The sequence below is a fragment of the Capnocytophaga sp. oral taxon 863 str. F0517 genome (assembly GCF_000466425.1).
Taxonomy (GTDB): domain Bacteria; phylum Bacteroidota; class Bacteroidia; order Flavobacteriales; family Flavobacteriaceae; genus Capnocytophaga.
This window is the reverse complement of record NZ_KE992152.1, coordinates 13530-32917: the sequence shown is the minus strand read 5'-3', so window position 1 is coordinate 32917 and position 19388 is coordinate 13530. Positions and strand designations below refer to the sequence as shown.

The 19388-nt window shown below is 41.5% G+C and carries 26 protein-coding genes; 9 read left to right on the top strand and 17 right to left on the bottom strand.

Annotated features, from left to right (window positions below; translation table 11 throughout):
* Positions 1-26: 26 nt before the first annotated feature.
* From glmS to HMPREF1551_RS06520, 6 genes are all read right to left on the bottom strand, one after another.
* Positions 27-1871: a glutamine--fructose-6-phosphate transaminase (isomerizing) gene (gene glmS / locus HMPREF1551_RS06545; RefSeq protein ID WP_021628291.1), complete on the bottom strand. Its 1845-nt coding sequence runs from the start codon at positions 1869-1871 to the stop codon at positions 27-29.
* Positions 1872-1968: 97 nt separating this feature from the next.
* Entirely contained in the window at positions 1969-2496 is a 528-nt protein-coding gene (locus tag HMPREF1551_RS06540) for a methyltransferase (RefSeq protein WP_034544427.1), read from the bottom strand.
* Positions 2497-2520: 24 nt separating this feature from the next.
* On the bottom strand, positions 2521-3531 hold the full coding sequence (gene asnA / locus HMPREF1551_RS06535) for an aspartate--ammonia ligase (protein ID WP_021628289.1): 1011 nt from the start codon (positions 3529-3531) through the stop codon (positions 2521-2523).
* Positions 3532-3537: 6 nt separating this feature from the next.
* Positions 3538-4227: a 5'-methylthioadenosine/adenosylhomocysteine nucleosidase gene (locus tag HMPREF1551_RS06530; protein WP_034544426.1), complete on the bottom strand. Its 690-nt coding sequence runs from the start codon at positions 4225-4227 to the stop codon at positions 3538-3540.
* A 25-nt stretch (positions 4228-4252) separates the two neighbouring features.
* Positions 4253-4858 carry a DUF502 domain-containing protein gene (locus HMPREF1551_RS06525; protein ID WP_021628287.1) on the bottom strand — a complete coding sequence of 202 codons (606 nt, stop codon included), beginning with the start codon at positions 4856-4858 and terminating at the stop codon, positions 4253-4255.
* Complete coding sequence (locus HMPREF1551_RS06520; RefSeq protein ID WP_021628286.1) at positions 4855-7257, bottom strand: efflux RND transporter permease subunit; 2403 nt, start codon at positions 7255-7257, stop codon at positions 4855-4857. Before HMPREF1551_RS06520 ends, HMPREF1551_RS06525 begins: the two co-directional genes overlap by 4 nt.
* A 137-nt stretch (positions 7258-7394) precedes the next feature.
* Here HMPREF1551_RS06520 and HMPREF1551_RS06515 point away from each other — a divergent pair, with 137 nt between their 5' ends.
* Positions 7395-8210, top strand: coding sequence for a hypothetical protein (locus tag HMPREF1551_RS06515; protein ID WP_021628285.1), 816 nt, complete (start codon positions 7395-7397; stop codon positions 8208-8210).
* 58 nt (positions 8211-8268) lie between these two features.
* The gene (locus HMPREF1551_RS06510; protein ID WP_021628284.1) at positions 8269-8805 is read left to right on the top strand and encodes a DUF3575 domain-containing protein; all 537 of its coding nucleotides are present in this window, start codon (positions 8269-8271) and stop codon (positions 8803-8805) included.
* 83 nt (positions 8806-8888) lie between these two features.
* Here the strand turns inward: HMPREF1551_RS06510 and argS are convergent, their stop codons facing one another.
* The 9 genes from argS to HMPREF1551_RS06465 form a co-directional block, all read right to left on the bottom strand.
* Positions 8889-10667, bottom strand: a complete 1779-nt coding sequence (gene argS, locus HMPREF1551_RS06505) for an arginine--tRNA ligase (protein WP_021628283.1) — start codon at positions 10665-10667, stop codon at positions 8889-8891.
* A 120-nt stretch (positions 10668-10787) separates the two neighbouring features.
* Positions 10788-11078, bottom strand: coding sequence for a winged helix-turn-helix domain-containing protein (locus HMPREF1551_RS06500; RefSeq protein ID WP_021628282.1), 291 nt, complete (start codon positions 11076-11078; stop codon positions 10788-10790).
* Entirely contained in the window at positions 11071-11664 is a 594-nt protein-coding gene (locus HMPREF1551_RS06495; RefSeq protein WP_021628281.1) for a hypothetical protein, read from the bottom strand. Before HMPREF1551_RS06495 ends, HMPREF1551_RS06500 begins: the two co-directional genes overlap by 8 nt.
* Positions 11665-11886: 222 nt before the next feature.
* Complete coding sequence (locus tag HMPREF1551_RS06490) at positions 11887-12546, bottom strand: hypothetical protein (protein ID WP_021628279.1); 660 nt, start codon at positions 12544-12546, stop codon at positions 11887-11889.
* A gap of 202 nt (positions 12547-12748) precedes the next feature.
* The gene (locus HMPREF1551_RS06485) at positions 12749-13552 is read right to left on the bottom strand and encodes a Cof-type HAD-IIB family hydrolase (protein WP_021628278.1); all 804 of its coding nucleotides are present in this window, start codon (positions 13550-13552) and stop codon (positions 12749-12751) included.
* Positions 13549-13776 carry a DUF2007 domain-containing protein gene (locus tag HMPREF1551_RS06480; protein ID WP_021628277.1) on the bottom strand — a complete coding sequence of 76 codons (228 nt, stop codon included), beginning with the start codon at positions 13774-13776 and terminating at the stop codon, positions 13549-13551. The genes HMPREF1551_RS06485 and HMPREF1551_RS06480 overlap by 4 nt, the downstream gene beginning before the upstream one ends.
* The gene (msrA, locus tag HMPREF1551_RS06475; RefSeq protein WP_021628276.1) at positions 13748-14320 is read right to left on the bottom strand and encodes a peptide-methionine (S)-S-oxide reductase MsrA; all 573 of its coding nucleotides are present in this window, start codon (positions 14318-14320) and stop codon (positions 13748-13750) included. The genes HMPREF1551_RS06480 and msrA overlap by 29 nt, the downstream gene beginning before the upstream one ends.
* A gap of 36 nt (positions 14321-14356) precedes the next feature.
* Positions 14357-14659, bottom strand: a complete 303-nt coding sequence (locus tag HMPREF1551_RS06470; protein ID WP_021628275.1) for a type II toxin-antitoxin system RelE/ParE family toxin — start codon at positions 14657-14659, stop codon at positions 14357-14359.
* Positions 14640-14885, bottom strand: coding sequence for a hypothetical protein (locus tag HMPREF1551_RS06465; RefSeq protein ID WP_021628274.1), 246 nt, complete (start codon positions 14883-14885; stop codon positions 14640-14642). The genes HMPREF1551_RS06470 and HMPREF1551_RS06465 overlap by 20 nt, the downstream gene beginning before the upstream one ends.
* 163 nt (positions 14886-15048) lie before the next feature.
* Here HMPREF1551_RS06465 and HMPREF1551_RS06460 point away from each other — a divergent pair, with 163 nt between their 5' ends.
* Positions 15049-15744: a DNA alkylation repair protein gene (locus HMPREF1551_RS06460; protein ID WP_034544424.1), complete on the top strand. Its 696-nt coding sequence runs from the start codon at positions 15049-15051 to the stop codon at positions 15742-15744.
* 146 nt (positions 15745-15890) lie between these two features.
* Here the strand turns inward: HMPREF1551_RS06460 and HMPREF1551_RS06455 are convergent, their stop codons facing one another.
* The gene (locus HMPREF1551_RS06455; protein ID WP_155851613.1) at positions 15891-16196 is read right to left on the bottom strand and encodes a hypothetical protein; all 306 of its coding nucleotides are present in this window, start codon (positions 16194-16196) and stop codon (positions 15891-15893) included.
* Positions 16197-16385: 189 nt separating this feature from the next.
* Here HMPREF1551_RS06455 and HMPREF1551_RS06445 point away from each other — a divergent pair, with 189 nt between their 5' ends.
* The 5 genes from HMPREF1551_RS06445 (at position 16386) to HMPREF1551_RS13450 (ending at position 18281) form a co-directional block, all read left to right on the top strand.
* Positions 16386-16631, top strand: a complete 246-nt coding sequence (locus HMPREF1551_RS06445; RefSeq protein WP_021628270.1) for a helix-turn-helix domain-containing protein — start codon at positions 16386-16388, stop codon at positions 16629-16631.
* Between the two features lie 50 nt (positions 16632-16681).
* The gene (locus HMPREF1551_RS13455) at positions 16682-17356 is read left to right on the top strand and encodes a hypothetical protein (protein ID WP_021628269.1); all 675 of its coding nucleotides are present in this window, start codon (positions 16682-16684) and stop codon (positions 17354-17356) included.
* Positions 17357-17419: 63 nt separating this feature from the next.
* Positions 17420-17860, top strand: coding sequence for a hypothetical protein (locus HMPREF1551_RS06435; RefSeq protein WP_021628268.1), 441 nt, complete (start codon positions 17420-17422; stop codon positions 17858-17860).
* A gap of 41 nt (positions 17861-17901) precedes the next feature.
* Positions 17902-18144 (top strand): hypothetical protein, encoded by a 243-nt coding sequence (locus HMPREF1551_RS06430; RefSeq protein WP_021628267.1) that lies wholly within the window; start codon positions 17902-17904, stop codon positions 18142-18144.
* Complete coding sequence (locus tag HMPREF1551_RS13450; RefSeq protein WP_021628266.1) at positions 18144-18281, top strand: hypothetical protein; 138 nt, start codon at positions 18144-18146, stop codon at positions 18279-18281. The genes HMPREF1551_RS06430 and HMPREF1551_RS13450 overlap by 1 nt, the downstream gene beginning before the upstream one ends.
* 20 nt (positions 18282-18301) lie before the next feature.
* On the opposite strand, the gene HMPREF1551_RS06425 is transcribed toward HMPREF1551_RS13450, so the two are convergent.
* Positions 18302-18679, bottom strand: a complete 378-nt coding sequence (locus HMPREF1551_RS06425) for a helix-turn-helix domain-containing protein (protein WP_021628265.1) — start codon at positions 18677-18679, stop codon at positions 18302-18304.
* 132 nt (positions 18680-18811) lie between these two features.
* Between HMPREF1551_RS06425 and HMPREF1551_RS06420 the strand changes: the two genes are divergently transcribed.
* Positions 18812-19387: a TerD family protein gene (locus HMPREF1551_RS06420; protein ID WP_021628264.1), complete on the top strand. Its 576-nt coding sequence runs from the start codon at positions 18812-18814 to the stop codon at positions 19385-19387.
* The last annotated feature ends 1 nt before the right edge of the window (position 19388 follow it).

Here is a 19388-nt window from a genome sequence, read left to right as displayed (position 1 = left end):
AATGTCTCTATATGAATCAAATTTTCTTACTCTACTGTTACCGATTTGGCTAAATTGCGAGGCTGATCTACATTACATCCGCGCATAGTAGCGATATGATAGGAAAGCAACTGTAATGGTATCACACTAAGTATAGGAGAGAATACCTCTTCTACCTCTGGGATCTCTAGGACATGATCCGCCAAAGCACTCATCTGAGTATCATGCTCAGTTACCACAGCTATGATCTTTCCTTTGCGGGCTTTTATCTCTTGGGCATTGGAAACCACTTTTTCATAATGCCCTTTGGCGGGTGCCAAGAATACCACTGGCATATTCTCATCAATTAGAGCAATAGGGCCATGCTTCATCTCAGCAGCTGGATAGCCCTCAGCATGTATGTAGGAGATTTCCTTGAGCTTCAAGGCGCCTTCCAAGGCCACTGGATAGTTATAGCCTCTTCCTAAGTAGATGCAGTTGGATACGTCCTTATATACATTGGCTATCTCTAAGACCTTATCTTTGTTCATTTCCAAGGTCTTGGCTACCAAATCAGGGATACGAGCCAACTCCTTACAAAGTTTTTTATAGGTGTCATGGTTTATGGTTCCTTTTTTATGACCTAAGTGCAAGGCTAAAAGCGTTAGTACAACAAGTTGAGTTGTAAAAGCCTTGGTAGAGGCCACTCCTATCTCTGGCCCTGCGTGGGTATAAGTACCCGAATCGGTAAGGCGCGCTATGGAAGAGCCTACTACATTGCATATCCCATAGATGAAGGCGCCACGTTCTTTAGCCAATTTTAGGGCAGCTAAGGTATCGGCTGTTTCTCCTGATTGAGAGATTGCCATCACTATATCTGAAGGGTTGATCACCGGATTGCGATAGCGGAACTCTGAGGCATATTCTACCTCTACTGGGATACGCACTAGCTCCTCAAATAGATACTCCCCTACCAAACCTGCATGCCATGAGGTACCACAAGCCGCAATGATAATGCGGTCGGCACTAAGGAATTGCTTAAGGTTGTTATTGATACCTGATATCTTGGTAGTTCCATCCTCCAAAAGGCGGCCACGCATGGTGTCCTGGATAGAGAGTGGCTGCTCGAAAATTTCCTTAAGCATAAAGTGCTCATAACCTCCTTTTTCTATAGCATCTATACTAAGTTTTAGCTCTTGTATGGTGGGGTCTACCTCTTCATTGTTATATATCTTACGCACCTGTAAGTCCTTGTTGAGTTCTATAGTAGCCATCTCCCCATCTTCAAGATAAAGGGCATTTTGGGTATATTCTATAAAAGGAGTGGCATCGGAGGCTATGAAGAACTCATTTGCTCCCACCCCTATCACCAAAGGACTTCCCAAGCGTGCTACTACCATTTTTGAAGGGTTGGCCTCCTCCATCACTGCGATTGCATAGGCGCCTACTACTTCATTGAGGGCGTAGCGTACCGCCTCTTCTAAGGGAAGTTGTTTCTTATCTTTGATATACTCTATAAAATTGACAAGTACCTCGGTATCCGTATCGGAATGGAATACATAACCTTCTTGCTGAAGACGTCTTTTGATAGGCAGATAGTTCTCTATAATCCCATTGTGTACGATAGCCAACTTACCGGAGTTGGATAGGTGTGGATGAGAGTTTTTATCATTAGGCACTCCATGAGTAGCCCAGCGAGTATGTCCCATTCCAAAGGTAGCAGCAGGAATCGTATCCTTTGCGGCTTTCTCTTCCAAGTCAGATACTTTTCCCTTGGTCTTTTCACAGACAAATTTTTCGGCATTGACAATAAAACCTGCACTGTCATAGCCTCTGTATTCCAAGCGTTTTAGCCCATTGATCACAATGGGATATGCTTCTTTATTTCCTATATATCCTACAATTCCACACATAATTTATATGGTTTCTATTAGTTACAAAATTCGGTGCAAATATACCTTTTTTTATTCAGAAAAAAAACTCTTTAGTGACTAATGACTAACCATAGAATTAGTCATTGGTCATTCTCTCGGCGTATACCGCATAATATCTAGGTACAAAATACCTAAGCAGCGGACGAAGTCCTATTTTCCCTACGGGATGTGTCCATTTCTCTCGGTATTTTATCTGCCAACCTGCTTTCTCTAAGAGCATATCAAGCTGCCAAGGCTCAAATTCGTGATAATGACAATCTCTTGGATCTTTAGCATTGCGATAAGCTGTCGCAAACCATAAGCGTAGAGGGACTGTTACCAAGAGGCGCTGCGCTGGAAGCTGTTGTAGTACTCCAAAGGGATTGACCAAGTGCTCTAATATCTCCAAGGCGGTAACCATTTCTCCCTGGTAACTCCTTAGTTTTTCAGGGAAAAGATCTAAATCCTCTCCTTGGGTATTGATAACCCTATAGCCTTCTTTTTCCATCACTTCGGAAAAAGGATTGCGAACCCCTAAGTCCAAAATGGTGGTACCAGAGGAAACGAATTGCTTGAGGATAGCCAAGGTTTTCCTATAGCGCTTTTCGGGATAAATACGGTACATGGATTCCATCTTTCGTCGATTATTTTACAATAGATCGATATGATGTTGAGCACATAGGTCGAGTATCTCCTCTGTCCAGATAGAGGCTTGTACCTCCCCTATATGGGCTTTCTGAAGGAAGAACATACAGATGCGGGATTGCCCAATCCCTCCCCCTATGGTAAGCGGAAGATTGCCCTGAAGGAGCATTTGATGGTAGTCTAAGTGTTGGCGTTCTTCTAAATTGGCTATTTTGAGCTGCTCCATAAGAGAGACCTCATCAACACGGATCCCCATGGAGGAGAGTTCCAAGGCACTTTCCAAAACGGGATTCCATAGAATCAAGTCTCCATTGAGCTGCCAATCGTCATAGTCAGGGGCACGGCCATCGTGTTTCTCGCCAGAGAGCAGGGCGCCACCTATCTGCATGATAAAAATAGCCCCTTTCTCCTTAGCAAAACGCTGTTCACGCTCGCTTGGAGACAGTGTCGGGTACTTATGTTCCAGCTCTTGAGAGGTAATAAAGGTAATTTCCTTGGGTAAGAAGGGTGTCAGTAGCGGGTATTCAAGAGTGATAACGGCCTCGGTAGCCAAGAATACTTGGTATATCTTCCGAACGGTTTGTTCCAGATAATCCAAGGTACGTTGCTCCTTGGTAATAATTTTCTCCCAATCCCACTGATCTACATAGATAGAATGGGTATTGTCCAAGGTTTCATCGCGACGGATGGCGTTCATATCGGTATAGATACCTTCTCCTACTGGAATATTATAGCGCTTGAGTGCCAAGCGTTTCCATTTGGCTAAGGAATGTACTATCTCTATGGTATCCTCTGGAGCATCTTTCATTTGGAAAGAGACTGGTCGCTCTACGCCATTGAGATTGTCGTTAAGTCCTGTGGTATTCTTTACAAAGAGAGGTGCCGAGATACGGGAGAGGTTGAGTGCTCTGGATAGCTCCGTCTCAAAAAAATCTTTGATGCGCTTGATGGCTCTTTCGGTATCCATGATACCATATTTAGGGTCATAGCCTTGAGGAATTCTGCATGCTGACATAAGTGGTTATACTAAGTTTTTTATAAAATCAATATTCATTTGAGCCGAGAGGGCTGCGGCTTGGGCTACAAAGGTATCATAGGAGATGGTATCTCCCTCTCCTGCATTGTCCGAGACGGCACGAAGGATCAAAAAAGGGATATTCAACAGATAACAAGTTTGGGCAATGGCGGCGGCTTCCATCTCTACTGCTACGGCCTTAGGAAAATGCGCCTCTATCCATTGACGTTTCTTGGGATCGCTAACAAAAGCATCTCCACTGACAATAGGAGCACAATGCAGCTGATTCGTATACCGCGCCACGGAGGCTTGTGCCTGGGCAAACCATCGCTCCGATGGTAGATAGCTGGCAGGCATTTGGGCTTGCTGTCCTAAGGCATAGCCAAAGGCAGTTACATCAACATCATAATAGGCTACTTCTGTGGCCAATACCATATCAAAAACCTTGCTGTGTTGTAGTCCGCCTGCAGTACCGGTATTGATAATCAAATCAGGGGCAAAGTGATCTATCAGTAAGGCCGTACCCACGGCAGCACTCACCTTCCCAATACCCGAGAGAAGTACCACCACTTGGTGGGCTCCTATCTGCCCCTCATAGAAGGCATAACGTTGCAGCTGGGTAGGGACAGGATCTCCTAAATATTCTCTAAGGAGCTGTATCTCACTCTCCATAGCTCCTATAATTCCAATTTTCATAGTTTTAAGTTCTAATTTCTTGTGTTTAGGATTCTTCACTTTTCATGGTTCGCTTTTCACTCCTCACCCCTACAGTTCCTCCACTTACAGCAAACTCCATAGCTTGCTTGGCGGTGAAGCCTTCGGCGGGCTTTATCTGATCCTTATGAACGACAATCACCCAACCTGATATGGCGTAGGAGTGTGGTAGGTAGACACTGACACTATCTGCAAAAGAAGCAAAGGACATATCCTCTTGGGTCAAGAAGCCTATACGCCATAGCTCAGGCGCCTCTTGTACCTTGACCCACACCGGATGGGAGAACTTCTGCTTATCGCCCACGAAGGAACCTATCACATCACGTATGGTCTTGTAAATAAACTTAATCCCTGGAGTATGTTCCAGTATATAGTTCAGCCCTTCTACGACAAATTTTCCTATAAGAAAGCGACTTCCCAAATAGCCGATTAGTGTCGTCCCCACCAAGATGATCGCAAAGACCAAGCCAGGGAAACGCTCCGAGAGATGTGGAATCAGGTTGTCTACACTATAGAAGATAGACCAAAGAATCCAAATGGTGGTGCTCAAAGGACCTATGATGACTACTCCTTGTAGGAAATATTTTAATAAGGAACGTATATAGTTATTCATCGTTTTTCATTTTTCACTTCTTCCTCTTCGTCTTCTCCAAGGACGTCTATATGAGGTTCTATCAGGGTTTTCTTATTAGCTATGCTCTTCTCCAAGGCAATGAGCAAGGAAGGAAGCAAAATCAGGTTGCTGGACATGGCAAAGAACAAGGTAGTGGAGATAAGCCCGCCTAAGGCCTTAGTCCCCCCAAAGCTGGATAAGGTAAAGATAGAGAACCCAAAGAACAGCACTACCGAGGTATAGAACATACTAATGCCCGTCTCTCGCAAAGCAGCATAGACCGAACGCTTTACCTTCCAGTGATTGGCCATCAGTTCCTGACGATATTTGGCTAAGAAGTGGATGGTATCATCTATGGAAATCCCAAAAGCTATCCCAAAGACCAATATAGTTGAGGGCTTGAGCGGTATCCCCACATACCCCATCACCCCTGCGGTAATTGCCAAAGGTAGCAAGTTGGGTATCAGCGAAATAATTACCATCTTGAAAGATCGGAACATATAGAACATCATCACAGCGATAATCACTATAGTAAGCAATAAGGACTGAATGAGGTTGCCTACCAAATAGTCGGTTCCTTTGGTAAACATATAGGCCTTACCTGTAAGGCGTACGGTATACTGATCCGAAGGGAAGAGTTTGTCGGTCTGCTTAGCAATAGTCTCCTCTATATGATGCATCTTTTCGGTACCGATATCCTTCATAAAGACGGTAATACGAGCTATTTGACCTGTGCTATCTACTACACTACGTAGCATATCAGCCTTTCCATCCGAATTTTTAACATAAGAGAGCACAAAAGGCCGTTCCTGAGCTGTTGGCAGGTCAAAATATTCTGCTTTGCCATTATAAAAAGCCTGTCGGGCATACTTCACAAGCCTTACTACCGAGATGGGTTGGGATATTTCGGGTATATCGGCCAAGTATTCCTCCAGCTTGGCCATATTCTGCAAAGTAGAGGGACGCATCACTCCGTTTTTCTTACCTATATTGATGGTAATTTCCAAAGGCATAATCCCACCGAACTCTTTTTCAAAGTAAAGAATATCGTCATAGAAGGTCTCCCCCTTGGGCATATCCTCAATCACGCTGCCGGAGATATGGATACGATAAATCCCTATGATACTGGCCACCAAAAGAGCTACTGCTACTGAGAAGGTGGCAAAGCGATGTTTCTTAACAATACGCTCAATTCCCTCCAAAAGTCCCCCTATCCATTGCTTACTCAAGTGCTTGAGGTGGCGGGGCTTAGGAGATGGCATAAAGCTATAGATGATAGGAATCACACAGAGCGAAATCACATATAAGCACATGATACTAATGGAGGAGACAATCCCGAACTCCTTGAGGATACTACTCTCGGTGATGATGAAGGTAGCAAAACCCGCTGCCGTAGTCAGGTTGGTCAGCAGCGTGACATTACCCACCTTGGTAATGACTCGCTGGAGCGCCATAGCCTTGTAACCATGCTTTTGTATTTCTTGTTGGTAACGGTTGATAAGGAATACACAGTTAGGCACTCCTATAACGATCACCAGTGGCGGAATGACTGCTGTAAGTATCGTAATCTCATAATGGAATAGCCCTAAGAAACCAAAAGCCCACATCACACCCACCAATACTGTACACATGGAAATAAACATAGCCCTGAACGAACGGAAGAAAAAGAGCAATACCAAGCAGGTCGCCAACAGCGCTCCGACAATAAAAAAGCCTATTTCTCCGGTAATAATCTCAGTGCTAAGTGTGCGTATATAGGGCATACCCGATACATGGATAGGCACTCCCAAGTCTGTTTGGCACTGCTCAATTAGTGGTTTTAAGTCCTTGAGAATAAAATCCTTACGTATAGCAGTATTGACAATATCCTTTCGCAGAGAAATAGCCATACGCAGGGTAGTATGTGCCTTGTTATATAACAGTCCTTCATAGACTGGGGTTTGGTTGAACAGTTTCGGAAAAAGGCTGTCCACTTCCCCTTGGGTGGCTACCTCCTGAGGAAAAAAGTTACGTGTTGCAAAGCGCTGATGGATTGTATCCTTGTACAACTCCTTAATCGTATTGAGGGAGAGTACTCCCTCCACTTGTGGGAATTTCTGTAGCTCGCTTGCCAGCTGATTCCAGCGGTTAAAACCTCCCGCCTGGGTGATTTTATCAGCCTCTACCCCTATGACAATTAGGTTGCCCTCCTCCCCGAATATACTAAGGAACTTATCATATTCCTTGCTGATAGGGCTATCTTTAGGGAGCATATTGGCCTCGGAATAAGTCATGCGGATATACTTCCATTGCATGGCCAAAAGCACCGTAATTCCTAAGAATACCCCTAAAAATATATAGCGATTGCGCAGCACTAGGCGCGCTACAAATACCCAAAAATTATTTAATAACTTTCTCACTTTCTTTTCTTTCAGTTATAGGCTTAACCCGCTGCAAAGATACACAATTTTTAGGCCTGAATTTTCTTTTTTTTATTTTATTTGTATTTAAGCATAAAAATAGTAATTTTGCACCCCGATTTTATAAACTTTTACACATGAAAAAAGTATTGCTTTTTGTAGCCCTTTTCTGTGGAATAGCCTCTTACGCACAGGACTATACCAAAAATAATAAGGGCAAAATCTTCGTCTTCTGGGGTGGAAATCGCGGGTACTATACCAACTCCGATATTACCTTCAGAGGTAGCGATTACAACTTCACACTCTCCGATGTAGAGGCCGTGGATAAGCCGAAAGGTTGGCATATCGACTATATCAACCCGCTTCGAATGACTATCCCACAGACGAACTTCCGCTTAGGGTACTACTTAGGAGAAAACTGGACACTCTCGGCTGGAGTGGATCATATGAAGTATGTGATGGTACAAGACCAAACTGTCAAAATGAATGGACAGGTGAATGCGGGCACTTCCCATGACGGAATCTACAATGGGGTAAATAAAACCCTTACCGAAGACTTCCTTACCTTCGAACATACCGATGGACTCAACTATGTCCTCTTAGAAGGAGCTCGTGTGGATGACATTTCCTCCCTCTTTGGAATCCGCAATACGGATATCTTCCAAGTAAACCTTACCGAAGGGGCTGGTTTCGGAGTGGTATATCCTAAGACTAATACCAAGATACTCAACCGTGAGCGTTATGATGAGTTCCATGTAGCAGGAGTGGGTATGCATGCCAAAGCCGGCTTACACCTCTTCCTCTTCAAGCACTTTATGATGGTAGGTGAGCTCCGTGGAGGTTATCTCAACATGTACGATGTTCGCACTACTATAAGTAAAACAGACCGAGCACACCATGATTTCTTCTTCTTTGAAACAATGCTATCAGTAGGTTGGATTTTCCGTCTATAATTTTGCATATTAATTAGAAAAGTATTACTTTTGCGCCGATAATATAAATCATTTACTTATGAAAAAAATGTTTTTGAGTATAGCAATGGCTTTGGTATCTTTGGGGGCCTTTGCACAGACTTACAAGAATGAGATTAAGCTCAACATCCTCAATGTAATAGCGCGTCCTTCTATAGAATTAGGATACGAATATTACTTAGATGACAACCAATCTGTAGATGGAGAACTTGTGATCTTGGACAAATTCTCTTATTGGCCTAAGGGAGATGGTAAATTCTCTGCTACCAGTATTAAAGTAGGGTACAATTACTACTTTGACTCTTCGGATGCGGTAGGTTTTTACATTAATCCTTTCCTAAAAACCCGTTTTGGAAAATACACTGAAGAGAAAACAAAGGATAATACAAAGTATGATGAAGAGACTAATTTAGGTGCATTTATCATTGGGGTTGGGGTAGGATACACTTGGGTATTCAACAGCAAGTTCGTGGTCGCTCCTTATGCAAATATTGGGCGTAACTTCAGTTCTGCAGTTAATGAAAGATTTTGGGCTGTAGAACCTAACGCTGGTGTTCGCTTAGGTTTCCGTTTTTAGTCATTCATAGTTTTATTTTTTTATAAGCAATAAGCTATACCCCCGAGGGGATATAGCTTATTTTTTATTAACAACTTAAATAATTACATTCTTTCAGGCACTTCTATCCCCAATAGGCCAAAGCCCGTAGCGATGACCTCCCCTACCTTGCGGGAGAGGTGAATCCTCAAGGCACGCTTTGTAGCATCTTCTTCTCCAAGTATGGAGACATTCTGGTAGAAGGAATTGAACTCTTTGACCAATTCATAGACATAATTGGCGATAAGAGCCGGACTATAGGTATCGGCTGCTTGCTGTACCACTCCTGCAAAAAGAGACAATTGCTTGATAAGCTCCCTTTCCTTTGGATGCAAGTCTCCTATGGTAGGCAGCTGAGGTAGCTCCCCAGCTCGGCGTAAGATAGACTGAATACGAGCATAGGTGTATTGGATAAAAGGGCCTGTATTTCCCTGGAAATCAATAGACTCCTGTGGATTAAAAGCAATCTTCTTCTTAGGATCTACCTTGAGAATATAGTACTTAAGTGCCCCCAAACCTATCACCCTATAGAGCTGTTGTTTCTGCTGTTGTGTATAACCATCGAGCTTGCCTAATTCTTGGGAGAGTTCCTCAGCTACTTGTACCATTTCTTCCATTAGGTCATCCGCATCGACTACGGTACCCTCTCGGCTCTTCATCTTGCCATTGGGTAGCTCCACCATACCATAACTTAAGTGGTAAAGTTTTTTAGCCCAAGCAAAACCCAGTTTCTGTAAGATAAGGAAGAGCACCTTGAAGTGATAATCCTGTTCATTGCCCACGGTATAGATCATGCCCTCCACCTTGGGGAAGTCCTCCTCTATACGCTTAGTAGCTGTACCGAGATCTTGGGTGATATAGACAGAAGTACCATCGGAACGGAGTACGAGCTTTTCGTCCAAGCCATCCGCAGTAAGATCTATCCATACGGAACCATCCTCCTTGCGGTAGAACACCCCTTGTTCTAAGCCTCGTTGCACGATATCCTTCCCTAAAAGATAAGTCTCACTCTCATAATAGTTACGATCAAAGCTCACCCCTAAGTTATGGTAAGTAACCTCAAAACCATCATACACCCATTGGTTCATTTTTTTCCAAAGGGCTAAGGTATCCGCATCTCCCTGTTCCCATAGGCGGAGTAGCTGCTGTGCTTCTAAGAAGATAGGGGCTTCACGTTCGGCCTCCTCCTTGCTTTTCCCTTCGGCTATAAGCTGTGCGATTTCCTCCTTATAAGCCTTGTCAAAAAGTACATAATACTTCCCAACCAGTTTATCCCCCTTTATGCCCGTGCGCTCTGGGGTTTCCCCCTCTCCAAAGCGTTGCCAAGCCACCATGGACTTACAGATATGAATACCTCGATCATTGATAATCTGGGTCTTATACACTCGCTTACCGGTAGCCTCCAAGATCTTAGCCATGGCAAAGCCCAAGAGATTGTTACGGATATGCCCTAAGTGTAAAGGTTTGTTGGTATTGGGAGAGGAATACTCCACGATCATCGCCGGCGATTCGGCTGTAACGGGAGTGGTGCCATAGCGCTCTTGGGCGGCTATTTCGCCAAAGAAAGAAAGGAAATAGCTATCGGCAATACTCAGGTTTAGAAAGCCCTTGACTACATTGTAGGCTGTAACCTCCGCCACATGCTCAGTCAGATAAACACCTAAGACCTCCCCTATTTGTTCGGGCTTGGCCTTAATGAGCTTTAACAAAGGAAAAAGTACAATGGTATAATCCCCCTCGAACTCCTTACGAGTAAGCTGGATTTCTATATTTTCTATTGATTGGCCATAGTGCTCAGCTATCGCCTTTTGGGTTTTTTCTAAAAGAATTTCCTGTAATGACATGAGGTACTTAATTTAAAGAGCGCAAAGGCACGAAATCTGCCGCTTGCTAATTAAGTTGCAAAGATAAGAATAATTTGTCAATTTGCCAATGAGTTCATTAGCAAATTGACAAATTAAGCACTAATTATTAATAACCAAATAACTCTTTAGCGCCTCCACATAACTCTCAAAGGCTAACAGTCCCTTATGGGTGAGGGTGATTTCGGTATTGGGGTAATTATCCTTGAAGGACTTGGTGACTGAGATATAGCCTGCGGTTTCCAATTTTTGTATCTGTACCGAGATATTTCCTGAAGTGGCCTTAGTAGCTTGCTTTATCCGTGCAAAATCAGCCTTTTCTTCTGCTATAAGCAAGGAGACTATCGCCAATCTAAGCTGGGAGTGCAAGATAGGGTCTAAATCACTAAACATTCATTTGCTTTTTGTAGTTAGTATAGAACTGAATCCCTGGGATAAGGAATAACAAGCAGGCCAATACGGCACTAAGTAGCGGTAAGGCTATCCCATAATGGAAGAACAACACACTATAAGTGAGTATGATTCCTATTATAGAAGTAACCACCCATAAGGACGCCTTTAGGTATAGGGCGATCGCCAAGGATACAAATGAGAACGGTAGATAAATCACCAGCATCGCAATCTCATAATTCTTCCAATTACTAAAAGGCAAGCAAAAACAAGAGATAGCCCCTAAACCAGCTACCAGCCAAAGCCAGTCGAGCGAGTCGGTACTTTTTTTCTCTTTTCGGGTTCTGATTCCCTCTTTCATCTTGGTAAAGAACGTGATAAGAAACCCTAAGGGCATCAGTACGCCCCAGCCTATCCAAGAATAGCGAGGATAGTAATCCGTGGCAAGCATTACAAATTGTATGATTCCAGAGAAGGAAACCAATACACTCCAAAAAATCAAGAAGAAACCATTTTCTTCATACTTTTGTTTCCTTTGACGAATGATAGCCTGAATGAGCTTCAAGCTATCGGCGGGTTGTAGTTCCATGATGATATAATTTATAAGGTTTGAAATACACCGCAAAGATAAACAAGTTTATCTTATAAACCAAATATTTTTTGAAATATTTTTTATTTCTAATTGATTTTTTCAATACATTGATTATTAATTGTCTATACCGTAATAAAAAGAAAAGCACCAATAATGATAGTTCATTATTGGTGCTTGTTATTAGTCACTAATTGTTAGTCGCTCGTCGTTAGTCACTAATTATATGAGTTTTCGTCCATCGTATTTGCTGGGCTTAATCCCAGAGAGGTCGAAGTGCTGGAAGCTCTTCATATAATTAATGATACTGGTGCCGTTGGCATCGGCGAATTCCGTTTTCCCATCGGACTTGAAGAAGGACTTCACACTACCGGTACCTAAGAGGTGAGCAGCGGCCAAAATCCCTGATTCGGTGATCGGGATACCGGCAAAATTCTTACCGGCAAAGGTACGTATCTCATACTGGAGCTTCCACTTATTGTGTGCCAAGCTAGCATAAAAAACATTCTCCTGTAAGGCAGGATTGTTGAGAAACTCCGATTGGGAAACACCGAAAAACTTCAAGGCTGATTTGCCAAACTGGTATTTGCCTACATGTCCATACGGATTGGTAATAAAGTAGTTGTTGCGAGACTCTCGATAGCCCATTTTTTCTTTAAAACCTATAAAATCATTGCGATGATTCATAGGAGAAACCCTTGGTGAGTTGTCGGCTACTGGGCTTACGCTCACCTGTTGAGACGTTTCTACCCTTAGGCTGGCGTGAAGGTCTTTTTGAGTGCCTAAAGAGGGTGTTAAAAGGGTGGCTACTACAGCAGATATTCCCATTGGAAAGAGAAAATCCTTGGCCATAGAAAGGTACTTTTTCTTGTTCTTAAGCATTTTCTGTTTTTTCTTTAAGACTGACCTCCTTGCTAAAAACTGTTAGCAAGAAGTGCTTAAAATTTCACAGGGGCAAAAGTACGTTTTTTCAGTAATAAAGCAATATAGCTGATTAAAGTTTAGTTAATCCCTTAATTTTGTTTGGAAAAACGAATTTATTAATAAAAACAACAAATTCAAAAAAGAAATTCCTTTTATCTCCTTAGGAAATAAAAGTAATTTTTAACTCTTTGACAATAGTTTTTAACACCCCATCATTATTATTGTCTTCCTCCGTCTGGTAAGCCGCCACTTGCTTGACTTCCTCTTGGGCATTCTTCATAGCATAGCTATAGGTAGCTCTTGTAAGCATCTCTAAATCATTGAGATAGTCCCCGAAAGCCATCGTCTCATCAGGAGTGATGCCCAAGGATGCTTGGAGCGCTTCTACCGCTACTCCCTTATTGACCCCTGCATTGGTGATATCAATCCAATAAGCCCCCGAGATGGTCACCTTAAGTCCCTCTTGAGAAAAGGAAGCAAAAGCAGGGAAAGAACGCTCGCGTGCCCCCTGAGGATCAAAAAGCGTAATTTGGAATATATCATCCTGAATCTCAGAGAAATCAGTCACTTTCACCACCGTATGATGGTATATGCGCACCTGCTGCTCTGCATAAGGGGTTGTAGGAAAGAGATAAGTAGCCTTCTTGCCACAAAGCCCTATCGCCATACCAGAAAAGCTCTTGCTACGCTCCAAAGCCAACTGTATATGATAAGGCGCAATAGCATTCTGATAGACCTCCTTTCCATTTACATTGACAAAGGCACCATTTTCAGAAATAAAGGCCATGCGATCCTTCACCGGAGCAAAGAACTGTAGCAAACTCAGGTACTGCCGCCCACTGGCCGCACAGAAATAGATACCTCGCTGCTCCAATTGCTCGAATACATACATAAAGTCCCGGGGCAACTCATGCTGACTATTAAGGAGTGTCCCGTCCATATCGGAAATAATAAGTTTGATCATCCTTCGTTGAGGTTTAGTTCTCTCAGTATTGTCGTGGCTTGCTCCCATTGGTCTTCGAAGACAAAGACCTGCTGCGCTCCTCCCAAGGCTCCATAACCTGCGATGGTAGCCGAAGCCATAGGATCCTTGACAATAGGGGTAATCTCCACCGCTTCCAAAGCGGCCTTCAATAGGGTTACCGTGGAAAGGTCACCCTCATAGAGTTTCTTGAGTTCTGTTTTCATGTTCTAAGGCTTGATAAATAGGTTTTATTTTTTGTATAAAAAGATCATGTATCTTATTGATTTTCGGGGCAATGGTAAAGATACAATAACCTCTGTCGGTATTATTTTCGTAATAATTGATCAGATAATCCTCCTGAGCGGGATAAAACTCCCACGCTGGCACAATTTCGGTCACTATAGGTGCCTCCCATAGCTTAGCTACCTGCTCTCGGCTAAGCAAAGCAGCCTGATGTTGGCTTTCATTAAGGTAAAAGATAGCCGAGCGGTACTGGGTACCCACATCATCCCCCTGGCGGTTCAGGGTAGTAGGGTCGTGCGCTTGCCAAAAGACCTCCAATATATCCAAATAAGAGCATACCTTCGGGTCATAGGTGATACGAATTGCCTCCGCATGACCAGTCTGCCCTGTACATACCTCCTTATAGGTAGGATGAGGTACAGTACCCCCTGTGAAACCCACTTCCACCTGCTCCACACCTATCAGCCGCTTGAAAATCGCCTCTGTACACCAAAAACAACCTGCTGCTATAATCGCTTGTTCCATCAATTTTTCTTCCTTATGCTATTTTTTATTATCTTCTCAACTTAAAATCTCTTCCAAAGGCTGCTGTTTAGAACTCCTAAAGTAAAGAAGTTCTATCATTGCATCCGCTTCTCTAATTTGATAATATAGAAGAAATCTTCCTTTCATTATTGCTTTTTTATGTAACCCTAATTCAGCCAAATATCTGACTGAATAAGGATATTTCTTAATCTCCTCTATTGCTTTCTCTGTTTCTATGATTATTTTCCTAGGATATTCATAAGAACCATTATGTTCATACCAAAAATCAAGTGTTTCTAGAAAACTATTTTCTGCATTTTTAGACCAAATTAGCTCCATATCTCTCTTTTACTTTTCTTAGAACTTCTTCATTAGTAGAAAAAAGACCTTGCTTAATCTGTTCTCTAGACTCTTCTATTTTTTGTAATTCTTCCAAAGAAAGACCATCATAAGGATCTTCTTGTGGAGGTAATACTTCAATACCTATCTCCTCTAGAAAATTCACAATCATCTGATACTGATGGAAATTTAGTTTTTCTTTTAATTGTATTGTATTTGTACTCATTACTCTATCTTTATAGTTTTATCAAAATAATAAAGTTTCTCAAAAGCCAATCACTGCCCCTTAATCTCTAAACTTTCGGCAAATGTACGAAATTAATAGTAAACAATCCCCAAAAAGTCCTTATTTTTTTATACCTTTGTCTGCTATAACTAACCCCCGTATCATGCTCCAAGACAACTCCTTTACCTCTTTGTTATTTGCCTTGCAGGATGTCCCCTATGGCGATTTTACCCATAAGCTCATCCCTACGCTCTCCCGCGAGCGTATCATTGGGGTACGCCTGCCTGCACTACGCAAGTTAGCCAAAGACCTCACCAAGCAACAACCCGAAGCCGTAGCGCAATTCCTCAATACACTTCCCCACCACTATCATGAGGAAAACCTATTACATGGCTTTCTCATAGAACAAATCAAAACCTTCGACCAGGCCATCGCCTATACCGAAGCCCTCCTACCCTATATAGACAATTGGGCGGTGTGTGATACCTTTTCCCCTAAGCTTTTTCTAAAGCATCCGAAAGAGACCTATACCCATATCCTCCAGTGGCTCCAAAGCCCGCAGCCCTATACCATTCGCTATGGTATAGGGCTGCTGCTGTCCAACTACTTAGATGACTACTTTGAGAGCGAGATGCTCTCCTTGGTGGCCGACATCCAGTCGGACGAATATTATGTCAATATGATGATTGCTTGGTATCTGGCCACTGCCTTGGCCAAGCAGTACGAAGCGACTCTACCCCTTATCCAAAGCCAAACCCTCTCCCCTTTTGTCCAAAACAAAGCCATCCAAAAAGCCCGTGAAAGCAGGAGAATTACGCAGGAAGTGAAGGAGATGCTGGTCAGGTGGAGGGTTTCATAAAATTATTGCTTCCATTTATAGTCAAACAGAAATGGTTTGCGAAAAATTAGCATGAGCAGGTGTAGGGGCTAATGGCAATTAGCCCTTGAAAAAGAGTATATTAGAGTTGAATCCCTTGCCTTATTTATTGGTATTTTATTCACATTCTAAATATGATTGACTATAATATCTATATCTGCTAAAAAATATGATTTTTCTATACATATTTCATCTTCCTGTAAATAAAATTTTTCACTGATTACATCAAGAATTTCAGATGTTTTATCATATTCATCAACTGTTATTTTCAATTTTTTATCAACTATTCTAACTGATTCTGGAATGATGTTTATTGGAATTGACCTCCTTTGTAATAGTTTTTCTTGCACATCAATATAACGTTTCCAAATATCTCGTAATAAATCCTTATTTTTTATTTTTTTTAAGAAATAAAGTGTGTGTATAAGTTCCATAATCATAAAATTCATTGCCTATTACAAATAATCTTTGTATTTTTGCAAATTATAATAAATATCTTCAAGATATTAAAAGTTTGTAATAATAGTATTTTTTCACCTTGATTATCTATCTTCTTAGATAAAAATATAGCTAATTTATGAATTGAAAAAATAACACTTTTTTTGAAGCTACCAAACAAAAACATGGAAAAGTTAGAAATTTTTAAACAAGTAGGCCGTAATATCCAGCAAATACGCATCGGCAAAGGCCTCTCCCAGGTGGATTTGGTAGGGCGTATCGAGGGAAATATTGATACCACCAATATCTCCCGCATAGAGCAAGGCCGCACCAACCCAACCTTACTAACCCTCTATCGCATAGCTCAAGCCTTGGAAGTGTCTCTAAGCGATTTGGTAGCAAACAATATGGTAAAAATAGTGGAAAAATAAAGCATTGCTTATTTACTAAAAAAGCCTTAACTTTGCCCAAAAACCACCTTATGAATCTCTGGCATATGCAGCTACACCCCACAGGGGCTACTACTTGGACAGCAGAAGATAGCCGCCATATCATCGCCACAGGCTATATAGGTTGCTCGGGCAAGGTCGTACAAACCTTTGGCAAACTCCTTGTAGGTGATTTGGTGTTGGTACGTTATGGGGCGCAAGTAGTAGCCTTGGCAGCAGTGGAGGATATGCCCCGCTTGTTGCAGGATTATGAAAAGCACCCCTTGCACTGGTTTACCCATGGCTGTCGGGTAAAGCCCCTTGCCTACTATGACCACCTAAAAATAGGCGGTCGTGGCTGGTATCTGCCCACTACGCTCCAACAGATAAAACCTGAGAATGAAGTAGCTTATCCCTTTGTAAAAAACTTATGGGAAAAGACAGACACTCGCCTGCTTTTTTCTGTAGATTTCAACGAACTAATGGCGCATGATTTAGTACTGTTTTCTCAAAAAGATGAGCGAGAGAATGTATGCGGAGAGCCTATACCCTTATACGAAGGATTGAAAGTAGATATCTATATGGGCGACGGAGACGACAAGGGTAACCGTGATGACCTCGTTGCCAGTGGCTATGTAACGGCAAACAGAACAGGATACTATCCCTATGTGAAATGGTGTTGCCAAATTGATGAAAAAGGTATTCGCAGTGAGTCTGAAGTGAAATAAGATTTTTTTTGCTATTATATCTCCTAAAAAAGTGGTATATTTGCCCCACAAATATTTACAGATATGCAGTATACTATTGACATAGACCCTATTATTCTCCAGAAAGCACAGCTCTATGCGCAGGAAAAAGGCATAGACTTCAACAAATACGTGGAAAAACAGCTTACCCCTTCTCGTGCTCAAGGCACGAAGAAAACCCTTGTAGCGCTCTTAGGGGTTATCGTAGGGATATTGGCTTTATTTGTTTTTGTAGCCTCTCTATTGCCTTTCTTAGGAGAAATAGCTTTTGTAGGAGGGGTTGTAGTCATTTTATTATCGGGAGTAGGGCTATATTTTGCTTTCATTTATGGCTTAGCCAAGGGAGTCCTTATTCTTTCTCTATTGGCTTCTGTAGCTGCTACAGGGATTTCTATCAAAAAATTTATTGACTATCACCAGAACTATACGTCTGAGAATCATCATAGTGAATCTAGTCATGAACTCTGGTGGGGTGATGATGATTAAAATCGTATATTTACACCATATTTAAACTAAAAACTGAAATCATGCAATACACTATAGACATAGACCCCGTTACACTTGAAAAGGCTCAACAATGTGCTGAGGAAAATGACTTTGATTTGAATGAATATATAATAGAAAAGTTGGAGGAATTCATATCTATTCACACTCCAAAATTAAATCATGCTGATAGAATGGTTGCTTTTAGAAAACTAAAAGGACTATTAAAAGGAATGGACTTAGAAGTTGAACGATATAAATATCTTGAAGAGAAAGAATTAGCGTAATGAAACAAGTGTTTATAGATACAAATATTCTTGATCACCATATACCCTTTCTCATTACTCGCAATATCAAAGACTTTGCCGTGGACGACCTCTCTGTACTATCCCCGCAACAGTTCTTAGAAATCATAGCTAAGTAAATTGAGTCCCTCTATAAGCTCTATGATAAGATTTTACTCTTTAGAAATTCCACTTCTTTCTGTAACTGAAGAATCAGTTCATCTTTGGCCTTGATAAGTTGCTCCGTTATTTCCTTATTTTCTTGATAAAAATGTTCTATCTTTTGTTGGTAGACTGTATCATTATGATAATTATGCTGCACCATACATTCGTCATCAATGTCCAACAATTCACTCAAGGGCATCTCCAAAATAACTGATATTTGAAAAAGCCGCTCTACTGACAATTTAGTCTCCCCTATCTCCAATTTACGATACGCAGGTACCGAAAGGTGCAATTCTTCCGCCATATTCTCATAGGAATATCCCTTCCTTAATCTCCCTTGCACAATTTTATTAATTACATTTTCTATTTCCACGACACTTAAAGTTAATATTTCAAGGGCAAAAGTATAAAAAAATAATGAAAAAGTAAAAATTTTCTCGTAAAAGTTTATTCAATAATTTGTTAAATGTTTTAACTTTGTACTTTCAAAATCAGATAAAATTTTATGGCAATTAATTTACAAAAAGGTCAGAAAATCGATATAGGTTTACAAAGTATGACTATTGGTTTAGGTTGGGATCCTAATGAAGGAACAGGATATGATTTTGACTTGGATGCCTCTGCTTTTATGATTGATAACAGAAGGCTCATGCCTGCAGAAGCTTTCTTTGTTTTTTATAACAACACAGATTCTCCTGATGGCGCTTTACACCATACAGGGGATGACCCAACAGGAGGAAATAGTGAAGATGGGGATGATGAAAGTATTGAAATTGATCTATCTAAGGTAGACAATCGTATTCAAGAAATTCTCTTTGTTGTCACTATTCATGAAGCGCAGACTCGCAAACAAAATTATGGGCAAGTACGCAACTCCTATATTCGTATTGTAGATAACACTACTGGGCAAGAAGTTGCTAAGTATGAATTAGGAGAGGATTTTTCCATAGAAACCGCTGTAGAATTCGGCCGTTTATACAAACACAATGGCAAATGGAAATTCGAAGCTTCAGGTATTGGTTATAAAGAAGATTTAGCTTTCTTCTTGTCTAAATATTATAAAGGACAGATTATTAAATAAT

What these genes read in the sequence shown, in the direction of transcription:
- glmS (WP_021628291.1), bottom strand. Translation starts at nt 1,871, where the DNA reads ATGTGTGGAATTGTAGGATATATAGGAAATAAAGAAGCATATCCCATT.
- HMPREF1551_RS06540 (WP_034544427.1), bottom strand. Translation starts at nt 2,496, where the DNA reads ATGTACCGTATTTATCCCGAAAAGCGCTATAGGAAAACCTTGGCTATC.
- asnA (WP_021628289.1), bottom strand. Translation starts at nt 3,531, where the DNA reads ATGTCAGCATGCAGAATTCCTCAAGGCTATGACCCTAAATATGGTATC.
- HMPREF1551_RS06530 (WP_034544426.1), bottom strand. Translation starts at nt 4,227, where the DNA reads ATGAAAATTGGAATTATAGGAGCTATGGAGAGTGAGATACAGCTCCTT.
- HMPREF1551_RS06525 (WP_021628287.1), bottom strand. Translation starts at nt 4,858, where the DNA reads ATGAATAACTATATACGTTCCTTATTAAAATATTTCCTACAAGGAGTA.
- HMPREF1551_RS06515 (WP_021628285.1), top strand. Translation starts at nt 7,395, where the DNA reads ATGAAAAAAGTATTGCTTTTTGTAGCCCTTTTCTGTGGAATAGCCTCT.
- HMPREF1551_RS06510 (WP_021628284.1), top strand. Translation starts at nt 8,269, where the DNA reads ATGAAAAAAATGTTTTTGAGTATAGCAATGGCTTTGGTATCTTTGGGG.
- argS (WP_021628283.1), bottom strand. Translation starts at nt 10,667, where the DNA reads ATGTCATTACAGGAAATTCTTTTAGAAAAAACCCAAAAGGCGATAGCT.
- HMPREF1551_RS06500 (WP_021628282.1), bottom strand. Translation starts at nt 11,078, where the DNA reads ATGTTTAGTGATTTAGACCCTATCTTGCACTCCCAGCTTAGATTGGCG.
- HMPREF1551_RS06495 (WP_021628281.1), bottom strand. Translation starts at nt 11,664, where the DNA reads ATGGAACTACAACCCGCCGATAGCTTGAAGCTCATTCAGGCTATCATT.
- HMPREF1551_RS06490 (WP_021628279.1), bottom strand. Translation starts at nt 12,546, where the DNA reads ATGCTTAAGAACAAGAAAAAGTACCTTTCTATGGCCAAGGATTTTCTC.
- HMPREF1551_RS06485 (WP_021628278.1), bottom strand. Translation starts at nt 13,552, where the DNA reads ATGATCAAACTTATTATTTCCGATATGGACGGGACACTCCTTAATAGT.
- HMPREF1551_RS06480 (WP_021628277.1), bottom strand. Translation starts at nt 13,776, where the DNA reads ATGAAAACAGAACTCAAGAAACTCTATGAGGGTGACCTTTCCACGGTA.
- msrA (WP_021628276.1), bottom strand. Translation starts at nt 14,320, where the DNA reads ATGGAACAAGCGATTATAGCAGCAGGTTGTTTTTGGTGTACAGAGGCG.
- HMPREF1551_RS06470 (WP_021628275.1), bottom strand. Translation starts at nt 14,659, where the DNA reads ATGGAGCTAATTTGGTCTAAAAATGCAGAAAATAGTTTTCTAGAAACA.
- HMPREF1551_RS06465 (WP_021628274.1), bottom strand. Translation starts at nt 14,885, where the DNA reads ATGAGTACAAATACAATACAATTAAAAGAAAAACTAAATTTCCATCAG.
- HMPREF1551_RS06460 (WP_034544424.1), top strand. Translation starts at nt 15,049, where the DNA reads ATGCTCCAAGACAACTCCTTTACCTCTTTGTTATTTGCCTTGCAGGAT.
- HMPREF1551_RS06455 (WP_155851613.1), bottom strand. Translation starts at nt 16,196, where the DNA reads ATGGAACTTATACACACACTTTATTTCTTAAAAAAAATAAAAAATAAG.
- HMPREF1551_RS06445 (WP_021628270.1), top strand. Translation starts at nt 16,386, where the DNA reads ATGGAAAAGTTAGAAATTTTTAAACAAGTAGGCCGTAATATCCAGCAA.
- HMPREF1551_RS13455 (WP_021628269.1), top strand. Translation starts at nt 16,682, where the DNA reads ATGAATCTCTGGCATATGCAGCTACACCCCACAGGGGCTACTACTTGG.
- HMPREF1551_RS06435 (WP_021628268.1), top strand. Translation starts at nt 17,420, where the DNA reads ATGCAGTATACTATTGACATAGACCCTATTATTCTCCAGAAAGCACAG.
- HMPREF1551_RS06430 (WP_021628267.1), top strand. Translation starts at nt 17,902, where the DNA reads ATGCAATACACTATAGACATAGACCCCGTTACACTTGAAAAGGCTCAA.
- HMPREF1551_RS13450 (WP_021628266.1), top strand. Translation starts at nt 18,144, where the DNA reads ATGAAACAAGTGTTTATAGATACAAATATTCTTGATCACCATATACCC.
- HMPREF1551_RS06420 (WP_021628264.1), top strand. Translation starts at nt 18,812, where the DNA reads ATGGCAATTAATTTACAAAAAGGTCAGAAAATCGATATAGGTTTACAA.